The following is a 21,535-nucleotide window of genomic DNA, read 5'->3' as shown; positions in this document are numbered from 1 at the left end:
GAACTAAATATATTAAAAAAATTATAGATATATAGCATGTTATGCAGCTCCATTTTTGCAGCTTTTATTTGTCTATACATAGCGAAGAAAAAAACAAACGATTTATGACTTAAAGTGTTATCATTAAAATAGATAGATCTAAATTAAAACACATCATGAAAGCAATTCTTAAACTTTCGACTTTCTTCGCAATCATGTTTGCGAGTATTTCTCTGAGCCTAGCCCAGAACAAAGAGGACGTTATCTATCTTGCTGATGGAACACAAAAAAAGGGGAAGGTCATATCAATAACGGATGATGGTATAAAATTTTCCTACACCGGAGAAGATGTGCAGTATGAATTGAAGAAACAAGCGTTATCAAAAATTGTATTTGCAAACGGTCGTGAAGAGGTATTTGCGAATACTGCCAGCACTTCCCAAGTCTCCACATCGACAGGAAATTTACTTGCTGTAATCCCTTTTGAGGTGGTCAGTAACGAATCTGGCTTAACCACGGATGCCATGCGTCGGGAAATTCAACAGTCCTGTATTGATGCGCTCAAATCGAGGGGAATGTCTTTCCAGATACAAGATGCACGTACCACAAATGCGGCTTTGTCCAAGTCTGGAATAGCTTTTGCAGATATTGCAAACCACACCCCAGATGATCTGGCCAAACTTCTAAATGTCAACTATGTGGTCTTGGGAGTTTATGACATACAGAATAAAGGTAGTATGAGTTACGGATCTGGCGTAGTTACCTATAACGATAAAAAGCAGGACAATAAATCGAAAGGTACGGCGGTGCAGTCCAATAATTCCTATACCTCCACAAATTATGATACTAAAGTGCAATTATCCATCTACGATTCCAACGGAAGACAGCTTTTTTCCGATACCAGAAGACCATTTATGGGTGGTTTGGACTCCTACAAAGGGGCGTTGAAAACTTTAGCAAAACGTATATCGCTAAAATAATATCATTTCGCTTTATTTAGCTCAAAAAGATGCACATAGACCAGGCAGCGTTGGATTTGAAGAGGAAGTAAATATATCAGTACACAAGAAAGCCGCAAAGAATATAGTTCTTTACGGCTTTCATTTTTTAGTGCTTATGACGATAATGAAAGGTCAATAGCCCGGCTGTATTTATTTTTTCACTTCTGGAAGCTGAACGATCTTGATGACGTTCTGGTCACTGATATAGCGTTGGGCAACAGCTTTAACCAGCGCTGGAGTCAGCTTATCGCGTAACGATGCGCGTTCAAAAATACGGTACATATCATCTCCATTGTACAAGTTGCTGTACAGGTAGTTTGACCAGAAATCATTTGTTTTGAGGGCCGACTCATAGCTTAGCCTATCGTTCGCCTTGAATTTGTCGAGATTGACAACAGATGGTCCTGCTGCTTTTAATTTCTCAATTTCCTCAAGTGAATACTTCGCCAGTTTGTCCGCGTTGGCCACCGAACAGCTGAAAGCTACCGTAAGGGTGTAACGGGCATCAGGCAGCTTGCTATAATCCATCTGGATCGATGGCGAATACACACCACCTTCTTCTTCACGTAGTCGTTCCAACAAACGGATATCCAATACTTCCCGAAAGGCCTGCAAAGCCATGTTATTTGCCTCACTATAGTCATATGGACCCGAAAGAACAAGATAGACCATCGCTTTGTCTTCTTTGCTCAGCGCCAGCTTTTTCTCGATCTTCCCGGCAGGTATGTGGATGTTTAAATTACGGTAAGCGGGTGCTTTCGACGAGATGCTCGGTAGTCCACCAATATACTTGGCAAGCAAGGGCTTTATTTTTTCAATATCAAAGCTGCCCACAAAAGTAAAATTGTATCCCGAAGCATTGGCAAAACGTTCTTTGTAGATGTCCAAAGCACGCTGAGGATTGATCTGATTGATTTTAGCCAGTGTTAGGCCTGTCCGTCGGATGTTATTGCCCGAAAGGATGGCCATCACCGAGTCTTGGAATACAGCGTCGCCATTTTTATCGCGGTCTTTCAGTCCGTCTTTGGCATTGGCCAGGATACCGGCAACAATGGTCGTGTCCAGACGCGGTTCTGTAAAATATCCATACATCATCTGCAGGGCAAGTTCCAGATCTTTGTTATTGGCGTAGCCGCTCACGCCCTGGGCAGTCTCACTAATAAAGGGGGAAGCCGAGGCCGTTCGTCCGGCTAATGATTTTTCAAATTGGTCGGCAGTATAGTTGCCCAGTCCGCTGGCAGCAATAAGGCCAACGGCATTCGTCGCGCTCTGAAAATCTTGGTCATCGTAAAGCGATGTTCCACCGTAGGAATATCCCTGAAAGGTGATCTGATTGTTTTGGTAGTTGGTCGGTTTTAAGACTACCCGGACGTCGTTGCTCAACGTCAAAGTCGTGGTTCCTAACCTGCTGTCTTTTTCTTCTTTAACAATTGTACCGGGCTGTACTTCCTGTTTGAGCAGTGGCAGGTCGTTGGCTTCCTCCGAGAATGCAGTCTGCTTCTCTTTGGACAACGTAGCGATCCAACTGTTGATATCGGCCTCTTTCGGCAGATTTGCCTGATCGGCTTCAGGAGCTGAAATAATGATGTCGCGGTTGCTATCGGTTAGATACTGTTGCAAGAGCTGCTGGATATCCGAAAGGCTGACCGCCGGAAGCATTTCGCGCGTCAATTTCATTTCATGATCGATGCCCGGAGATGCTACATCGTTCAGAAAATGCTGGATATATTCCTGCACGTACTGTTCGGATGCAATTTTGTCTTTTTCTTGCAGCATATTTTCCATTCCGCTCATATAGGTATCTTTAGCGCGCTGCAGCTCCGTGACTGTAAATCCATATTCTTTGGCTCGCAGCAGCTCGCGCCATACTGCATCAAATCCTTCTTTCAGACGGCCGGGTTTGGCGGTGAGCTGAATCTGGAATACATCCAGTCCGCCCATAAAGCCATTTAGTGATGCCCCGCCGCTCAAGAATGGCGGATTGGATAGCCGAAATAACGGACTATATCGCCCTGCCATCATGGTGTTAAACAAGGTCTTGATCAGGTTGTGCTTATAGTCCGACAGGTTCTGTAATTTCCGCTCAGGGTGTTTGATGCTGATATCGATGGACGTTGCGGTAATTTCAGGATCCGTCACCACCATAAATTGGTTCTTGCCCTGCAACGGAATGGTATACGTTTGGCGGGGTGTAGGCTTAACAGGGTTTTTAAGCGCCGAAAACTGCTTTTTGAGAAGTTGCTCGGTCTGATCGACATCGATGTCGCCGACGACAATAACGGCTTGCAGGTTGGGGCGGTACCAGTTTTTGTAGAAACTTTCAATTTCCCGGTAGGGAAAATGTTGAATGACTTCTTCTGTACCGATGGGAATACGCTGGGCATATAGAGACTGATTAAGCGCTACGGGCAAGGTCTTGTCCTGAATGCGCTCGCCCAAGCTCTTGCCGGCACGTTTTTCTTCCAAAATCACGCCGCGCTCTTTGTCGATTTCTCGATGTGTTAAACTGATGCCCTGTGCCCAGTCCTGAAGAATCTGAAAGCCATTGCCAACAAGTTTGCCATCATTGGAGGGCAGCTGCAGTTGGTACACGGTTTCGTTGAAGCTGGTATACGCATTGATATCGGCTCCAAAGCTGATTCCATTTTTTTGCAGGTAGTCAACCAGGCTGTTGTCGGGATAATGCGTCGTGCCGTTGAAGGCCATATGCTCCAGAAAATGAGCCAGCCCACGTTGCTTTTCGTTCTCCAGGATAGATCCTACCTTGTTGACCAGATACATATAAACACGTTCTTGGGGTTCGGTATTCTTACGGATATAGTAGGTGAGTCCATTGGCCAGTTTACCATAACGGACGCTTTTGTCAAAAGGTAAAATGCTGGTGTCAGCTTCGTGGTGTGCCCACGCGATTTCAATCGCTCCGGAGGACGTATTGCTATAAGCAAGCACCGGACTAAAACCTAACAACGACAGGTAGAGCAGTCTTTTTAAATGCATATAATTGAGTGTATAAAATAGCGAATTAGAATATATTTTTTAGCGTTTCATAAAGAGCATCGCCACGAAGGTTGATGCCGATGATTTTACCTGTGGGATCCAATAAATAATTGGAGGGGATACTTTTGATATGATACTGGAGGCTTACCTGACCCTCTGGATCAACCACATTGGTCCAGGTCATACCGTCGTCCGAGACGGCTTTTTTCCAGTTGTTGAGTGCGAAATCTGTGGAGACGCCCAATACTTCAAATCCCTTTGCCTTAAAAGCATTATAGGCTTTTTGCACATGCTCGTTTTCCACGCGGCAGGGTACACACCAGCTGGCCCAGAAATCAACGAGTACATATTTGCCCCGAAAGTCGGACAGCCTCACCTGATGACCGGTAGTATCGGCCAATGCAAACGCTGGTGCAATATCGTCGATTTTTAGATTTTGGAGGTTGGCGAGCTGATTTTTTACCTCCTGTCCCAGCGGAGATTCCTGCAGTGAAGGCGTCAGCTTGTTGAATAACTCGGATACAATTTTTTGATTGCTGGAATCTTTCAGCAGCGCTTGCAGTTTAAAAAGGCTCAGTACACGATCGCTATGCTGCTGCACATAATTGATCTGCGCTGTCTGTAGTGCCGCAGACCACTTGTTGAGGCTCGCGTCAATCGTGTTGATGGTGGTCCGTGCCGGCGAATCCATGCGAAAACTATCCTGGGAAAAGGCATTCTCTGCCTCGAAATAGGCAGCCATTAGCGTATTGATGCTGTCGAGTATGATTTCGTTCGCTTTGTCAAAACTTCTAGCTTCGGTATTGAGTGCTGAACCAGCAATCTCCGCTTGGTTGAGCTGACCAAACCGGGCCCGAATGTTAATCTTGCCTGGGTGGAGATAAAAATCCAATGTTTCAGATCGTTCCCCCGCAGCATCCATGTAAAATAGGTTCGCGATTTCGGGTCCTTCGGAAGTACCTGTAAAGCGAAAATGACCTTGTTCCAGCCGGGCAGAATCAAGCAGGAGATCGGAACCAAAACGTTGCAGAAACAGTTTTCCCTGTTGATTTTTTGGTACGCCCGCAAGCGTTCCCTGAAGGTGGTATGTTGCTTTTTCCTGCGCCTTAACGAAGCATATGGAATAAAGAAAGGCAAAAGCTAATAGCGTAACTCTCATTGTATATCGTGTTTAGTTGTTATATCCCGGATTTTGCGTTAATTGCCTGTTATTTTGAAGCTCAACGGTCGGTAAAGGGTAGAGCTGGGCAAACGTCTTCCAGGTGTTCGGTTTTGCTTTTTTCATCACATTATCGGCTAGTCCCAAACGTTTGAGGGTAAACCAACGGTCGCCCCATTCGAAACAGAGTTCGACACGGCGTTCTTGCACGATTGCTGCACTGACCTGAGATTTGGTTAAACCATCGGATAAATTCGAAAGTCCCGCACGCCTGCGTATGGTATTGAGGTCTTCAACCGCTGTTGGCAGACCAAGTTCCAGACGTGCCTCGGCGCGGTTAAGGTATTGTTCTCCCAGGCGCAATACCGACGTATACTCATTGTTTGCAGATCCGGCTTCGCCGTCCGAACGGTATTTGTTGATCTGATAGCCGTTTACCGTTTCTTCAAAACGGACGAAGTTTTCTTTCCGTTTATCGTTCTCCTCAAAGGCTTGCAAAAGACCCGTTGGATCTTCAGTCACGCCAAAGCTGGCAAATTCTCCTTTTATACCGATACCAATGGAGGCGCCCATACTGTTCCATAGCTGCAATATCTGCTCGGGATTATTTTTGGTGAAGATATCCATTGGCTCAGCCCCATCCGCACGGTCAAAGTGGCCCAGTTGGAACAACTGCGACTGTGCAATCACCTGACTGGCGGCCTCCTCGGCTTTGGTCCACTCTTTGGTGAATAGGTATACACGCGAGAGCAGAGCCAGTGCTGCCCACTTATTGGCCTTGACGCGTTCGCCCGGATAATCTGATGCCAAAAGCTGGCTGGCATCTTGCAGATCTTGAATGACCTGCGTATACACTGCCGCTGCCGCCGCGCGCGGTTTGAGGCGTTCTTCCGGGTAATTGGTCGTCAGCACCAAAGGAACATCGCCATAGAGGTTGACCAAAAAATAGTAATTGAGAGCACGCATAAATTTGGCCTGACCAATGGCTTCATCCTTGCCCGCTTGCGTCATGCCCTTGGATTGCCCAACGCCTTCAATGATTGCATTACTAACCCCAATGATGGAATATAGATTTCCCCAAAAGTCATTCGTCTGCGCCGAAAAGGGATTGAGGTTGTAGCTGTACATAAAACTATAGCCTGGGTTGAAGCTATTGACACCGGGTATCAACTCGTCAGAAGATAATCCCGTGTTCAGTGAAAGATCATTTTGATAAGCAGCAAATCGGCCATACATCCCGACCACCACACTGTCGGCCATGGTGTCATTCGCATAAATTTGGTCCGTCGTGTAGATATATTTTGGTGTCACCTCCAGCAGCTTGTTGCAACTGCTTGCAACGACAGCAACAGGTAAAAGGAGGCTGAATAATTTGATATAGTTGGTTTTCATATCCGTAGTCTAAATGGTTTAAAATGAAGTCCGTATCCCTAGCGTAAATGTGCGAAGCATCGGCATATCCACGCCGGTCTCTGGATCTGTACCCTTGTAGCTGGTGATCGTCAGTAGATTGGCCCCAGTAGCATAAGCGCGCAGGTTTTTAAGTTTTAGCTTCTCGAGAATCTTGCCGGGTACCGAATAGCTCAAAGTAATATTGCTTAAACGGATGTACGACCCGTCCACAAAATTGGCACCGGATGAATTGTAATTGGACATGGTGCTGGAGTTGGTGGTATAGGCCGGAAATTTAGCTTCTTCACCCGGATGTTGCCATCTGTCCAAGACAATTGCGGGGGCATTGATGACGCTTCCGGCACTCGTAAAGGGATAATTATAAATATGTGTGTTCTTTTTGAAACTGAAAAACACGTCTAGATCAAAGTTTTTATAATTGAACGAGTTGCCCAGACCACCAAAGAATGTCGGAATATTGTTCGCCAAAGGAACATAGTCATCTGGAAAACTGATAAAACCGTCGCCATTCACATCGCGGAATTGCGGTTGCCCATCTGCAGCGTTGATTCCCAGATATTCATACCCCCAGATCAGATTTAATGGTTTACCGATCTGATAAGTAAGGCTATTGGAAGAACTTGCAAGATTGGGATAAGACAAGAGCTTGTTGCGGTTGATACTCATCGTAAAGTTTGTTTTCCAGGTGAAAGCCAATGTATTGATCGGCGTGGTCTGGAGGCTAAATTCCCAGCCGCTATTCTGTACATTGGCATCCAGGTTTTGATTGACCGAACTAAAACCCACCTGTGTAGGTAATCCATAGCCAACTAATTGATTGCCCGACCGATTGCGGTAATAGTTTGCTTCAAAGATGATGCGGTCTTTCAAGAAGCCCATTTCAGCAGCAAGGTCAAGTTTTTTGTTGACTTCCCACTGATAATTTGCATTGAATGGGTTCTTGGGAAGATAGCCCTGCCCCTGGTAATTGTCGAATATACGTTCGTAATTGACGAAATAGGAGTAGTCGCCAATATTATCATTACCCGTCAGACCATAGCTGCCGCGCAATTTGGCAAAACTCAAGCCAAACTGATTATCCTTTAGCCAGCTCTCTTCGCTGAGGATCCAGGCTGCACCGACAGACCAAAAGTTACCATATTTTTTCCCTGGACCAAAACGGGAAGAGCCGTCACGTCTGACGGTTGCATTGATGACATATTTTTGGTCAAATGTCCATCCCATACGAGCAAATCCCGAAAGAAAACGATACTGAGTGTCCTTGGGCTCGATGTTGATAATTGGTGCGGCAGTGATGTCCCTAATCTGACTGTCGTCTGTATAGCCGTTTCCACTTGTGGTAATTGCTGAATTACCGCGATGGATATAAGTACCCCCGATAAGGGCACGAAATGAACTGCGCCCCACGATCAGATCATAATTCAGCTGAGGCTCAAAATTGAAGGTAGCGGCGCTGGCCTTAGTAAAACTGTTGTTGCCCAAGATGTTTTCGGACGGCCTGAATGATCTCCGTGGATTGATGGCGAGCTGGTCCATTTTCATGCGCGTATAACCGGTATTGATTTTGGACACGAGATTAGGTAACAACTCATAACTCAGCGCAATATTGCTGATTAAATTTTTAGTTTTATTTTCAAGCGTACGCTCCAACGCAGCAATGGGGTTATCTATAGTCCAGTTCAATTCTCCATCAGCATCGTAAAGGGAGAAATTTGGAGGCAGGGTCTGAAAGTTGGTAAACGATAGTGGAATGACTTCGTTTTTATCCGTTGCATAGCTCGCCGAAAGGGAAGCTTTAAATTTGCCGTCGTTACTGTTGTAGTCGAGGTTGCTTCGGAAGTTACCGACGGAAAGACCATTTTTCTTTTGATATACGGTATTTTCACGCCTAAATCCACCACCAAGGAGGTAGTTGAAACCCGATGATCCACCCGATAGCGATAATTCAGCATTGGATGTATGGGCGACATTGCCAAAATATTCTTTTTGCCAGTTGTGATCTTCAGTTTGGCTCCATTTCAGCAGGTCAGGGTAGTCATTGGGCGTAAGTTCGACACCATCGTTTTTTGCAGCTTCACGCCGCATCTCCAGATATTGGGCGGTATTGAGCATTTTTACATAGTTAGCGATAGAACCAAAACTATGGTAATAATCAGCACTGATGGTGGGGCGACCTGCCTTACCGCGTTTGGTCGTGATCAGGATCACACCATTGGCACCCCGGGCGCCATAGATGGCGGTAGCATCTGCATCTTTAAGTACTTCAATGCTGGCAATCGTGCTTGGGTCGATACTTTTAAAAGGGCTTTCACCCAAATAGGAGGAGGTGAGGCCATTCGCACCGATATAGGCGAGTGAATTGCTATTAAAAGGAATACCATCAACAATGTACAAGGGTTGTCGCGCTTCACCATCCTGGTTGACGGTATTAATACCCCGTATCTGCACTTGGGTCTGTATGCCCGGTAACCCGTTGAGGGTATTGATCATCATACCGGGAACCCGATTTTGGAGCGCAATGAGTGGATCTGCTGTCGGTGTTTTCTCAATGGTGGCTGCAGTGACACTAGAAGTAGAGCCCGTATTGAGCCGTTTGGATACCTCTTGTCCATAAGACAGTACGCTGACTTCATCGAGCAGGTTCTGCGTCTGCAACAGTTGCATGGTAACGGTGTTTTGGCTAGTTGACACAGCAAGCTGCCTTTCTTCGTAACCAACGGAACTGAATACTAAGGTATCCGTATGGCTGGTCCGCTCGATTTTAAAAGCGCCTTTATCATTGGTGAAAGTGACTTTGTCGTTGCTTTTGTTGTAAACGGTTACCAATTCTACGGGACCGGATTTGTCCCGTACAGTGCCGTCCACAAAAAGCTGTTTGGCAGGTTGCTGTTGTTTTTGATGCTGTTGGCCGCTTTTCTCCCGCGGAAGAATGGTGATCTCTTTTCCAACGATCTTAAAAGTGAACGGTAAATCCTTAAAGGCTTCTTCAAGAACATCGCGCAAGGCTTTATCCTTTGCCTGAACTTTAACGACGGTATTAAGGTCTATCTGATTGCCGGAAGCAATGATGTTATAGCCTGTCTGTTGTCGGATGGTTGAAAAAAGTTCTTTGAGTGTTGGTTTGCCCTGATAATTGAGCTGTTGACCAACGACTGTGCTACCAGCAAGAAGCGACGTGACCAATAGCAAGTTTTTTAGACGATTCATCGGGTCTGTGATTTAGGTTAATGTGTTTAGATTTCTGTATTAAAAAGGCTTCGTTATTTATTTTTGTGGACAACTATTTTGCCGTCACGATAGTTAAAGTTTAATTGACCGGTGCTTTCCAAAAAGGTAAGCGTTTTGGTCAATGATTGATTTTTGTCGATAGACCCCCAAAAGACAAGCTGTTTCGTAGCAGAGTCTTCGTATTCAAAATCTACATTGTACCATCTCGAAAGTGTAGCCAAAATGGCATCGAGCCGTTCGTTGTCAAATAGGAAATATCCTTTCTTCCAGGCCGTCGCTGCTTCGATATTGGCCGGTAGAATCTGGATCGATGTCTTGGAGATGAGCGATCGCTGTCCGGGTACAAGCAGGCGTTGATTTACATCGACCGAACCTTCAAGCAGCGTAGTTTCCACAAACTCGCGGTTGTCATAACTGTTGATGTTAAAAATGGTGCCCAATACCTTGACTTCTTGATTTCTGGATTTTACGATAAAGGGTTGATGTGGATTTTTGCTTACTTCAAAATAGGCTTCTCCTGTTAACGAGACTTCCCGCTTGGCGGCAGAAAATTGCATTGGATAGGTGAGTGTCGAAGCAGCGTTCAGCCATACTTTACTCCCATCGGGCAGGTTGACCTGATATTGTCCACCTTTGGGAACTTCAACAATCAGTTCGCGCGATTGCAATTCCGTGTCGCTCACAGGCGATCCATCTAAATAGACAGCCGTACCGTTGACGATCTTAACACCCGATTTGCCTCCGTTGAGTGCGATGCTTGATCCGTCTTCCAATTTCAGGATGGCCTTTTCTTGTCCGGGTTTGAATTGATCTATCGCGGCTAGAGTATCGCGATGCGACTGTCCACGCGGGATAAAGAGTAAAGCAAAAGCAATCAGCAGGACGGCAGCTGCAGCGCTGATCCAAGCGGCTCTCCGGTACAATGGCCTACGCGAAGCTGGTTTTGCATCAAGCTGCTCCTGGATTTGAAGGAGTATGGCATTTTTTCGGTCTTCCTGTGCGGCGCCGTCCAGTTCCCATTCCACAGCTTGCTGCGATTCGTACCACGATTCTATCAGTTGGTTTTCCGCCGCTGAACTTATGCCGAGTTCGTATTTCAATAAGATTTCTGCAATGTTTTTCTGTTCCATGAGCGCCATTGTTTATAGTATAGTTGCACCAAAACGTATTTGGTGGTAGATAAATATTAAAAAAGGATGAAATTTATTTTAAATCGATGAGAAGGAGGAGGAGAAGCGAATAGAGACCTTGTTTCTTGAGGTTGTTTCTCAGAATGTTCAGTGCGTTGCTGATCTGTTTTTTGACCGTTTGGTCAGAGATGTCGAGACGTTCTGCAATTTCCTTATAACTAAGTTGTTCCTGTCGGCTCAATAGAAATACCTCTTTCATTTTTGCTGGGAGCCGTTCAATTTCACGATCAATAATCTGCTGAAGCTCCTTACCTTGCTGCTGTTCGCTCAACGAAAATCCGGTTACTTCAATATATTCCAAAATAGACGCAATCAGCTTTTTTTGATTGCCTTGGGTTCGGTGATAGAAAAGAGCGCTCTTGCGGGCAGCCCCGTATAACCAGCCGTGAATATCCTGTATTTCGGACGATTGTGTCTTATTCCAGAGGTTGACGAAAATATTCTGTAAAAGATCCTCAGCATCGGTCTGGTCTTTCACCAGTTTGGACAGATAAATTAATAGGGGATCCCAATAAGATTTAAAAACAAGGTCGAACACCTGCCTGTCACCCTGCTGTAGGCGCTGAAGGATATATTTAGATTCGATCTCATTTTTAAGATTCACGTTAGTCGTAGTAGGTGACGACAAACTTAGATAAATTTGTGATTATTTGCAATAAAAGGTCCCGCTCGATTTTTAATGCCCAACTGTTTTATGCAGACATTTTTGTTTTGGCGGTTTCATTCCAATGGCGCCAACCGGATTGCTTAACTACCGTCATCCTTTCTTGGGGATGCCACAGGATAGTTGGGTAAAATAGCTATTTTAAAGGCCTAGACATTAAAATTTGAACAATTTTGCGTCGAATTTGAACATCCAATTCTCCCATTCCCCCTAATTTTGGAATACCATTTTTTTAAAAGGAATCACACAGTTCTGTTTTATAAATCTCATAAGATCGTTGAGCAATATAATAACTGACTCCTTTGAAGAATTGGAATAACCAACAAAAAATAACACCTGATCATTCTGTAGTTCTAAAGTTTTCGGATAGCTATATGGCGCTTTTACAGCGGCTGCCTTTCCGGCAATTACAACTGAATAATCGACTAATCACTATTAAACTATAAAAAATGAACAGAAATTATGTTGAAAAGGATGTCATCCACGCCAAATATAAAGGCGTGGTGACGTGGAAAATGATTGCATTGTTAGCCGTGTCATTTAATGCCACCGTAAAAGCAATGCCTTACGCGACTGATCCAACATTTGCCGTGTTGAAAACAGGAGGAAAATTAAACCAAATAACAATCAGTGGTACAGTTTCAGGGGATAATGAGCGGCTCTCGGGCGTATCTGTAAAGGTAAAAGGATCTGATCTGGGAACGAAAACCGACCAAAACGGAGCGTTCAAGATTAACGTGAATGATGCGAATGCAGTACTTGTATTTTCCATGGTGGGATACGATAGTCAGGAGGTCTCTATCGCAGGTAGAACGCAGATTGATGTTGTGCTCAAATCCGGATTTTCTCAATTGGAGGAAGTCGTGGTGGTCGGTTTCGGTACACAAAAGCGCGAAAACTTGACGGGATCTGTAGCTGTAGTCGATTCGAAACAATTGGAAAATAGACCGGTTAGAAATGCGATTCAGGCATTGCAGGGATTGGCTCCCGGGCTCAATATCTCCCAAAACAGTGGAACACTGGAAAGTAATCCCACTATAAATATTCGTGGTACGGGTACCATCGGTACGTCTTCATCGTCTCCATTGATCCTGATCGATGGTTCTGAGGGCTCATTGTCGGCATTAAATCCGCAGGATATTGAAAATATTTCGGTGCTTAAAGATGCTGGCGCTGCGTCAATTTATGGTTCACGGGCAGCTTTTGGTGTTATTTTAGTGACCACAAAATCAGGTAAGTCGGGCAAAACAACGACAAATTACAACAATAGTTTTCGCATCAATGCGCCGACACTGTTGCCGAAAATGATGGACTCCTGGACTTTTGCCAATTATTTTAACCAGGCAGACGAAAATTTTGGAAGCCAGGGTGAATTCAGTGCAGATGATTTGAAACGTATTTTAGATTACAAAAATGGCGTCATCTCGGCCTCTATCATACCCAATCCAAAAAACCAATCCTACTGGGCAGATGGCTATGGCTATGGCAACGATAATGTGGATTGGTTCGATACCATGTATAAAGACCATGCATTTGCACAAGAACACAATTTAAGTATTAATGGTGGGACTGAAAAAACAACCTATTACCTGTCGGGAAATTTTATGAAGCAGCAGGGCATGATGGCCTTCAATACCGACCATTATGATCGATACGCAATTTCGGCAAAGATAAATTCCAAATTGTCCGATATTTTAACCGTCGGATACAATGCGCGTCTCGTTCGGGAGGATTATCAAAGACCAGCCGCACTGACAAATTCCTTTTATGACGATCTTGGTCGCCAAGGATGGCCAACGCTGCCGCTCTATGATCCGAATGGACATTTATACAGTTCGCCGTCGCCAGCACTGGGTATGCGTGACGGTGGTACGGACAAATCAACCAAAGACTATATTTATCAGCAATTGCAATTGACCTTGGAACCTATCCGCGGCTGGAAAACCATTGCTAACATCAATTATCGTACGACGACGCAATTCCGCCATTGGGATTCTCAAAAATTGTACAACTATGATGTGAAGGGCGAGCCTTATGTGTACAAAAGCAACTCCAATGTGTATGAATACGCGTGGAAAGAAAATTATTATAACATTAGTGCCCATTCAGAATATGATAAACGTATAGGAGATCATCATTTTAAAACAATGGTCGGTTTTCAGGTTGAAAATACCGCTTACCGCGATCTATCGGCACAGCGTGATGGCATTTTGGTTCCCGGCCAGCCTGTTCTTAATCTGACCTCTAGCACAGATTATGATGGAAAACCTACCGTGCCAACGGTGACAGGGCAATATCAGAACTGGGCCAATGCCGGATTTTTTGGACGTATCAATTACGATTATGCGGATAAATATCTAATAGAAGGTAACTTACGCTATGATGGCTCGTCGCGTTTTAGAGCAGATAGCCGCTGGGGCTGGTTCCCATCCGTTTCTGCAGGCTGGAACATCTCCAAAGAAAAGTTCTTTACGGATAATGTTTCCTTTGTCAACTATTTGAAATTAAGGGCCTCGTATGGGGAGTTGGGCAATCAGAATACCACAGACTGGTATCCTACGTATATACTGTTACCGGTCGGCATTACCAACGGAGCCTGGCTGATCAACAATACGCGGCCCAATACTGCTAGCGCAGCAGGGTTGGTGAGTTCGACCTTAACCTGGGAATCGATCAACACGCTGAATGCGGGAATAGATTTTGGGCTATTGAATAACCGTTTAACGGGTTCATTTGAAGTATTTAAACGTAAAACGCTTGATATGGTGGGACCGGCACCACAGTTGCCTGCCGTCTTGGGAACGCAGGTGCCACAAACCAATAATACCGATTTGGAGACAAAAGGATTTGAAGCGACCATTGGCTGGACCGATAGGACCGAGGGCGGATTTCGCTACAGTACCAAATTCTTAGTGTCGGATTATAGTACAACAGTGACCAATTATCCGAATAATACCGGAAGTCTCGATAACAATACCTACCGGACAGGGCAGCGTCTGGGAGAAATTTGGGGATATACAACCATTGGCATCGCAAAATCGCAGCAAGAAATGGATGCCCACCTGGCATCGTTGCCGAATGGCGGGCAAAATGACCTTGGAAGCCAATGGGGTGCGGGCGATATCATGTACAAAGATTTAAATGGCGATGGAAAAATCGGATCTGGAAGCAGTACCGAAAGTAATCCGGGAGACCGAAGCATCATCGGAAATAGTACACCGCGCTATTCGTTTGGTTTCAACTTCAATGGTGATTATAAGAACTTTGACTTCAGTCTATTCTTACAAGGTGTCATGAAACGTGATTACTGGCAGGGGGGATACTACTTCTGGGGAGCTACAAGTAATAAGTGGTGGTCAACAGGGCTGAAAGAACATGAAGATTATTTCCGGACAGCCGATAATGCGCTTGGTGAAAATCTGGATGCTTACTATGCACGTCCGATATTTGGTACCGATAAAAATCAGCAAGCACAAACCCGATATTTACAAAACGCAGCGTATATCCGCATCAAAAATATTCAGGTCGGTTATACTGTTCCAATGGAGACAACAAAGCGCTTTGGAATTTCAAAACTTAGAGTTTATATCTCCGGTGAGAATGTATGGACAGGCTCCAAAGTTGCGGGCATGTATGATCCTGAAACAATTGATGGCGGCAGCAACGGAACGGTCTATCCATTAACTAAAGTTTGGTCTGCAGGTTTAAGTGCTACATTTTAATAATTAATACCATGAAATTAAATACAACAACGATAAAATTCTTTTTGGGAGCGGTACTGATCGCAGCGACAGCTTCTTGTAATAAATATTTGGATATTACGCCGCCCTCTCAAATCGTACCGGAAGCTTACCTGAATGAGGAATCCCAGCTGGCCGCTTACACCGTTGGCCGCTATGCAGGCCTGCTTCCTTCGCATGCAAACTGGAACTTTGGAACATTTGGTATCGATGCCAATTCGGACAATATGATCAACCCCACCTTTGACAACCGGTATAATCCCGGACAGTGGCGTGTCGATGCAAAAGATGGGGATTGGAAGTTTGAGAATATCTATCAAATGAATTATTTCCTCAAAAATGTGCTGCCTAAATGGAAAAACAACCAGATCCTCGGAAATTCCGAAAATGTGGCGCATTACATCGGCGAAGCGTATTTTTTAAGGGCCTATGAGTATTTTAATAAGCTTCAGAATCTCGGGGATTTTCCGATCGTAAAAGATGTTTATAACGACGGCGACAAACAGGCCTTGATTAATGCAAGCATGCGCTCGCCTCGAAATGAGGTGGCACGTTTTATACTGTCTGATCTGGATTCGGCTATTACGCTTTTAAAAAGTGCATCTCCTGACGGGAAAAAACAACGTATTTCCAAAAATGTTGCCCTTCTGATGAAATCGCGCGTTGCTTTGTACGAGGGTACATGGTTAAAATATTTCAAAGGAACGGCCTTTGTCCCTAATGGCCCGAATTGGCCGGGTAAAAACAAGGCCTTCACGGCAAATTACAATTACCCGCTCGGAAGCATTGATAATGAAATAAACTATTTTTTAGATCAGGCAATGGGTGCCGCGAAAACTGTAGCAGACAATATTCTTTTGGTTGAAAATAGTGGAATTATCGAATCGCCAAACAATGAAAATCCGTATTTCAGTATGTTTGGCGCAGTGGATATGTCCGGATATAGTGAAGTACTTTTATGGCGGCAATACAATCTTTCTCTTGTCACACACAACGTACCCGTGTACGCGCAGAGCGGAAACTATGCAGTAGGCTTGACTAGGGGGATGGTCGAAAGTTTCTTGATGGGCAATGGTCTGCCAATTTATGCCGCGGGTAGCGGTTACCATGGCGATGATTACATTGCTGATGTGCGAAAAGACAGAGATGACAGACTGCAGTTATTCCTTAAAGAGCCTGGACAACGCAATATATTGGTCAACACAACAGTGGGATCGCATGGAACCGCCGTTGAACCGGTGCCTAGAATCTACGATTCGAGTTGGGAAACGCGCTATACCACTGGGTATACAATCCGCAAAGGAATTTCATACGATGGCCAGCAGACTAATAACGGACAGGCGTATACGGGCAGTGTGACATTCCGCGCCAGTGAAGCTTATTTAAATTATATTGAAGCTGCCTACGAACGTAATGGAAATTTAGATAATACCGCGCGTAACTATTGGGCAAAATTGAGAGAGCGTGCCAAAGTATCCACGGATATCGATAAGACCATAGGTGCAACAGATATGACCAAAGAAAAGTTGGATTGGGGAAGTTATTCCGCAGGTATCCAGGTGAATGCAACGCTGTATAATATCCGCAGAGAGCGTCGGAATGAATTGATGGCGGAAGGACTGCGCCTAATGGATCTAAAACGCTGGAGAGCGATAGATCAATTAATCACGACTCCATACCACTTTGAAGGATTTAAATTATGGGGACCAATGAAAAGCTGGTATACCGCCGGTCAATTGATTTATGGTGCTACCAATGACAAGGCTGTGGTATCGGACCCTGCTTTAAGCGTATATCTGAGACCATTGGAAATAAAAAGTAGTGCGCTTTCTTATGCCGGAGCAAAATTCGTCATGGCACATTACCTTTCGCCGATCGCCGTAGAACATTTTCAATTGACATCGACCGACGGGTCTGTTGAAAATTCTATAATCTATCAAAATCCGGGCTGGCCTACTGTGGCTGGACAGTCTCCTACGAACTAATTGGAACAGATCATTCCGGGAAATGCCATCGCAAAATTGTTGCTGAAGCTGTTTCCCGGAATCATTTGTATTAACCCCGTCCAAGTCTTAATTTCTATACCAATTGTTAATTCTTGGAGCATCAATGTTTAATACCCTTTTGTAAATCGGTAGGGGTAATGCCAAATTGTTGTTTAAACGATGTGGCAAAATATCGGGAGTCACTAAATCCCACAGCATAGGATACTTCTGAGATGGAGATGCTTTTATCATTTTCTAGCATTTGATATGCATGTTTTAAGCGCACATTTTTAATAAGCTTACTGGTCGAAAGATCGAGCAGGTTTTTTATTTTTCGATTGAGTGTGGACTTCGATAGTCCTAAGATTGCTGCCAAAGGACCTATCTCCAAAGTGCTGTCAGACATATGCTCCTCAATAGCTTTAATGGTTTTCTCGAGAAACTGTTCATCCACAGTTGGATATTCCAGTTTAGATATATCAATCTTGGGTTCGGCTTTGAAAGCTTCTTGGCGGGTCCGCTTGTTAATGACAAAACTATTAATTCTGGCCTCCAACAGCTTAATTTCAAAGGGTTTTGAAATATAGCCATCAGCACCGACATTGTACGAATCTACCCGATCTTCTAAACTGATCTTCGCGGTCAAAAGAATGATGGGAATATGGTTCTTTTCAATGTCTTTCTTCAGTATTCGGCAAAGTTCCCAACCGTCCATTTTAGGCATCATAACATCAGATACAATAATGTCAACATCTTGGTCAGATAATAAGGCTAATGCTTCCAAGCCATTTGTTGCTGTTAGAACATGATAGGTTTGCGAAAGAATGCGTTGAATTGACTCCCTGAGATCATCATTGTCCTCCACAATAAGGAGTGAAAGCGCTTTCTTTTTTAACGTTGGATTCTCGGTATTTTCAACCTCCTGATGTACGAGAGCTGGTTTGGTATGCTCGATCAAAGTCATATCCAAATGCGTGCGTTCAGATGGGGGATAACTTTCCAAATCAATGGGGACGCGCAGTGTGAAGCAGGATCCTACGCCCAATTCGCTCTTTACAGTAAGTGTTCCATGATGTAGGTGTGCCAATTCTTGCGATAAGGCCAGTCCTATACCGTTGCTACCTTTTTTTCTGGTTGCACTATTGGTATAAAACTGGACGAATATTTTACTTAGTTCTTCACTGGGTATTCCTGTCCCGTCATCCTGCACATCAATCACCAATACATTTTTCCCGAGCTCCTTTTCAAGCCGGGTAATGACTTCGATACTTCCTCCCACATCGGTATACTTAAAGGCATTTGACAAAAGGTTAAATAGGATTTTATCCAGTTTATCCGCATCAAAATATGCTCCTTCAATTGGTTGGTGGTGCGTTATGTTGAATGTGATCTTATTTTTCTCCGCAAGTGGATAAAAATAAGTAATGCACAAGTGATCAACAAATTGTGTTGGATGACCATAGGCAACCTTTAAATCCATGGTGCGACGTTCCGTTTTCCGAAAATCAAGCACCTGCTGCAAGAGTCTTCTGAGGCGGTCAAGATTGGACCGCATACGATCCAATTGAAGGTATCTGTTTTTTGTTACCTGTTCTATATCATCCACTAAACAGAATAAAATGGTCAGTGGGGTAAGTATTTCGTGAGAGATATTTGTAAAATAATTAATTTTGGAATTGGTAAGTTCATCCAGCTTATCTTTTTCGATCTGCGCAATTTTAAGCTCTTGTTTTAATTTTATTTTACTGTAGAAGAAACGGCCGACCAAATAGATAATAAGCAACACCAGGATAACATACACGGCATAGGCGATATTGCTCTCATAGAAAGCAGCCCTTTTTCTAATGGATATTTTCGTAATTTCACTGGCTGAATTGTTGGAGGTATCAAGCACTTTTACCATAAATGTATACGCTCCTTTGGGGAGATTATGGTACGTAGCAAAAGGTCGGGATCCCGAAACACTCACCCAGTCTTTATCAATCCCTTCCAGCTTATAAGCAAATCTTGTTTTTTCCGGCGAACGATATTGTAATGCCGAAAAATTGATCTCTAGCTGTTCTTCGGAAGGATTTAATACCAGGTTGAGTTTATCGAAATCCATTTTTGATGGATCACTTAATTCAAAAATGGACTGGTTGTTGATTTTTAAGTCGGTAATGAATACCTTTAATCTCTTTTGCTTTCGTGATTCTTTTGAGGATATGCCCACAATACCATTATTTCCTGCAAAAAATAATGTATGGCGCTGATTATTCTCAGTTATTGCCAGCGGGGAAAAGATTTTTACACTGACACCATCTTTAGCAGAATACTCCTCCATAACCTGCTTTTCCGGATCAAATCGGAAAATGGAACGGGCAGTTGTTATCCATAAAAAATTGTCAAACCAGTAGAGGTTTAATACCTGCAGCTGCCGGGAAAAATAATTACGCAGAAACTGCTGAAAGATTTTTGTCTTGGGATTGTAACGCAATAATCTTCCGTCCAGAGTGGCTAACCATAAAAAATTATATTTGTCCATCGCGATCGCCTGTATGCTGGACGAATTTAATTGGGGCGTAGACGAATTGAGCACAGTGACGACCCTAGCTTTTTTGCGGTCGTAACCGAACACGCCTTGATCTTTGGTGCAAAACCAGATCATTTCATTATCCGATTCCGCAGCTGCGGATACAGCAGCTTGAATTTCTTTTACAGGCTCAAAATCGCTGGACGGGTTTTTCTTTTGCAAAATACCGTTACTGGTCAGTACCCAGATAATTCCTTTGCGATCCCGGAATAGATCATTGGGTGTACCGATTTTAGGATCATAATCGGTTAATTGAATAGTGCCCGTATTGGTGAGAGCACTGCCTGTTTTGTTGAAAACTGAAATTTTTCGGTCATATGCACCAGATAACCAGAGTTCATTCCCAAAATCTATTACCGAACTGGCATCTTTAATGGCGAAATTGTCGGACAGGTCCGGTTGCTCACTATACATGATGATTTCCTTCGTACGGAGATTTAAGGAACCCAGACCCAGTCGGTCTTGATTGAACCATAAGATATCCTCTTGGTCACCTTGGTTTAACATGGTGATTTTTGGAGCGATACGATAACGCTGTTTGATATAGGGTAGATGGTAGTTGCTGATGCCTGATAGTGTAAAGTCAATGGTACTCATTCCCTCATCGAATATTCCTAACCATATCGACCCTTTTCGATCGAGATATAAATCACTGAAAATATTGGCTGTCTGATCGAAAAAAGGTTTAATATTTATTTCCCTAATCTCACCGTTTTTCATCGTTCTGAAACAAGATATTCCCGAAAAAGATAAGGTCCAGATATCGCCGTTGAAATTATCCTGCAAGATGTTGTAAAATATTTTCTCAGGCTGTCCCGCGTCGTTCTTAAGCGGTATTTTCTGATAGGTATCAGTACGCGTGCCACCTGTATTCGGATCAAAAGTATACAGTCCATCTCCCCAGGTACAGACCCAATAGCGCCTATTCTTATCTTGATAAATTTTAAATGGATTATTCCTGATACCTATCTTGGGCAATGAAATAAAACGATTGCTGTTCTGATCTAGCCGAACGAATCCCCTTTCCCAGAGGCAAGCCCAAATTACACCGTTTCGATCTTGATAGAGCGAGCTGACTGTATTACCGGGCAGCGGAGAATATTTTGAATCCACATGATAGTGCCGCTGGACGTTAAAATTTTTATCGAGTACATAAATGCCGCTACGCGTTCCAAGCCAGATACGACGCTTGTTGTCGATGAGAATAGCATTAACATATTGTCCAAGAAGCTGCGGACAGGCGATCTTTTCGATCCGGCAAGTTGCTTTGTCGATTTTACATAAGCCCTTTTCCGTACCGACAAGTAATATATGGTCCATTTCGGTCAAGGTGCGGATATTATTGCTGATCGCAGCTTCCCCGAGCAGGGCTTCAGGATTGATATTGAGCAATTGATTGCCATCATAACGGCAAAGTCCGCCTTGAGTCGCAAACCAAATGAATCCATTACTATCCTGGTAAGTCCTGTTGACTGTCAGCGATGGAAGATTTTCGTTTATTTTTAAGGGAGTAACACGGAAGTCCTGTCCCTTAATTTGGATGGGAGCGACAACTGCGAATAGGTACAAAAATAGATAGATGCGAAAATTGGTCACGTGTTTCGTTT

General features: G+C 44.0%; 10 protein-coding genes. 3 read left to right on the top strand and 7 right to left on the bottom strand.

Annotated features, from left to right (window positions below; all coding sequences use genetic code 11):
- The first annotated feature begins 155 nt into the window (after positions 1–155).
- Positions 156–959, top strand: coding sequence for a hypothetical protein (locus B2W36_RS02150; protein ID WP_293886303.1), 804 nt, complete (start codon positions 156–158; stop codon positions 957–959).
- Positions 960–1,130: 171 nt separating this feature from the next.
- On the opposite strand, the gene B2W36_RS02145 is transcribed toward B2W36_RS02150, so the two are convergent.
- The 6 genes from B2W36_RS02145 to B2W36_RS02120 form a co-directional block, all read right to left on the bottom strand.
- Positions 1,131–3,977 (bottom strand): M16 family metallopeptidase, encoded by a 2,847-nt coding sequence (locus B2W36_RS02145; protein WP_293886302.1) that lies wholly within the window; start codon positions 3,975–3,977, stop codon positions 1,131–1,133.
- Between the two features lie 25 nt (positions 3,978–4,002).
- A complete protein-coding gene (locus B2W36_RS02140; RefSeq protein ID WP_293886301.1) occupies positions 4,003–5,136 on the bottom strand; it encodes a TlpA disulfide reductase family protein in 1,134 nt (377 codons plus the stop codon).
- Positions 5,137–5,148: 12 nt separating this feature from the next.
- A complete protein-coding gene (locus B2W36_RS02135) occupies positions 5,149–6,528 on the bottom strand; it encodes a RagB/SusD family nutrient uptake outer membrane protein (protein ID WP_293886300.1) in 1,380 nt (459 codons plus the stop codon).
- An 18-nt stretch (positions 6,529–6,546) separates the two neighbouring features.
- Complete coding sequence (locus B2W36_RS02130) at positions 6,547–9,756, bottom strand: SusC/RagA family TonB-linked outer membrane protein (protein WP_293886299.1); 3,210 nt, start codon at positions 9,754–9,756, stop codon at positions 6,547–6,549.
- A gap of 53 nt (positions 9,757–9,809) precedes the next feature.
- Positions 9,810–10,907, bottom strand: coding sequence for a FecR family protein (locus B2W36_RS02125; protein WP_293884928.1), 1,098 nt, complete (start codon positions 10,905–10,907; stop codon positions 9,810–9,812).
- Positions 10,908–10,980: 73 nt separating this feature from the next.
- Positions 10,981–11,571: an RNA polymerase sigma factor gene (locus B2W36_RS02120; protein WP_209575077.1), complete on the bottom strand. Its 591-nt coding sequence runs from the start codon at positions 11,569–11,571 to the stop codon at positions 10,981–10,983.
- 509 nt (positions 11,572–12,080) lie between these two features.
- Here B2W36_RS02120 and B2W36_RS02115 point away from each other — a divergent pair.
- On the top strand, positions 12,081–15,353 hold the full coding sequence (locus tag B2W36_RS02115) for a SusC/RagA family TonB-linked outer membrane protein (protein ID WP_293886298.1): 3,273 nt from the start codon (positions 12,081–12,083) through the stop codon (positions 15,351–15,353).
- Between the two features lie 11 nt (positions 15,354–15,364).
- Positions 15,365–17,356, top strand: a complete 1,992-nt coding sequence (locus tag B2W36_RS02110; RefSeq protein WP_293886297.1) for a RagB/SusD family nutrient uptake outer membrane protein — start codon at positions 15,365–15,367, stop codon at positions 17,354–17,356.
- Between the two features lie 121 nt (positions 17,357–17,477).
- On the opposite strand, the gene B2W36_RS02105 is transcribed toward B2W36_RS02110, so the two are convergent.
- Entirely contained in the window at positions 17,478–21,524 is a 4,047-nt protein-coding gene (locus B2W36_RS02105; RefSeq protein WP_293886296.1) for a hybrid sensor histidine kinase/response regulator transcription factor, read from the bottom strand.
- Positions 21,525–21,535 lie beyond the last annotated feature (11 nt).

Source organism: Sphingobacterium sp. UBA3549, from assembly GCF_002376635.1.
Classification (GTDB): domain Bacteria; phylum Bacteroidota; class Bacteroidia; order Sphingobacteriales; family Sphingobacteriaceae; genus Sphingobacterium.
Note: the sequence above shows the minus strand (reverse complement) of the source record. Positions and strands in the feature narration are given on the sequence as shown.

Excerpts from the sequence above, each read along its gene's own strand:
- B2W36_RS02150 (WP_293886303.1), top strand. The coding sequence starts at position 156 with ATGAAAGCAATTCTTAAACTTTCGACTTTCTTCGCAATCATGTTTGCG.
- B2W36_RS02135 (WP_293886300.1), bottom strand. The coding sequence starts at position 6,528 with ATGAAAACCAACTATATCAAATTATTCAGCCTCCTTTTACCTGTTGCT.
- B2W36_RS02125 (WP_293884928.1), bottom strand. The coding sequence starts at position 10,907 with ATGGAACAGAAAAACATTGCAGAAATCTTATTGAAATACGAACTCGGC.
- B2W36_RS02130 (WP_293886299.1), bottom strand. The coding sequence starts at position 9,756 with ATGAATCGTCTAAAAAACTTGCTATTGGTCACGTCGCTTCTTGCTGGT.
- B2W36_RS02140 (WP_293886301.1), bottom strand. The coding sequence starts at position 5,136 with ATGAGAGTTACGCTATTAGCTTTTGCCTTTCTTTATTCCATATGCTTC.
- B2W36_RS02110 (WP_293886297.1), top strand. The coding sequence starts at position 15,365 with ATGAAATTAAATACAACAACGATAAAATTCTTTTTGGGAGCGGTACTG.
- B2W36_RS02145 (WP_293886302.1), bottom strand. The coding sequence starts at position 3,977 with ATGCATTTAAAAAGACTGCTCTACCTGTCGTTGTTAGGTTTTAGTCCG.
- B2W36_RS02115 (WP_293886298.1), top strand. The coding sequence starts at position 12,081 with ATGAACAGAAATTATGTTGAAAAGGATGTCATCCACGCCAAATATAAA.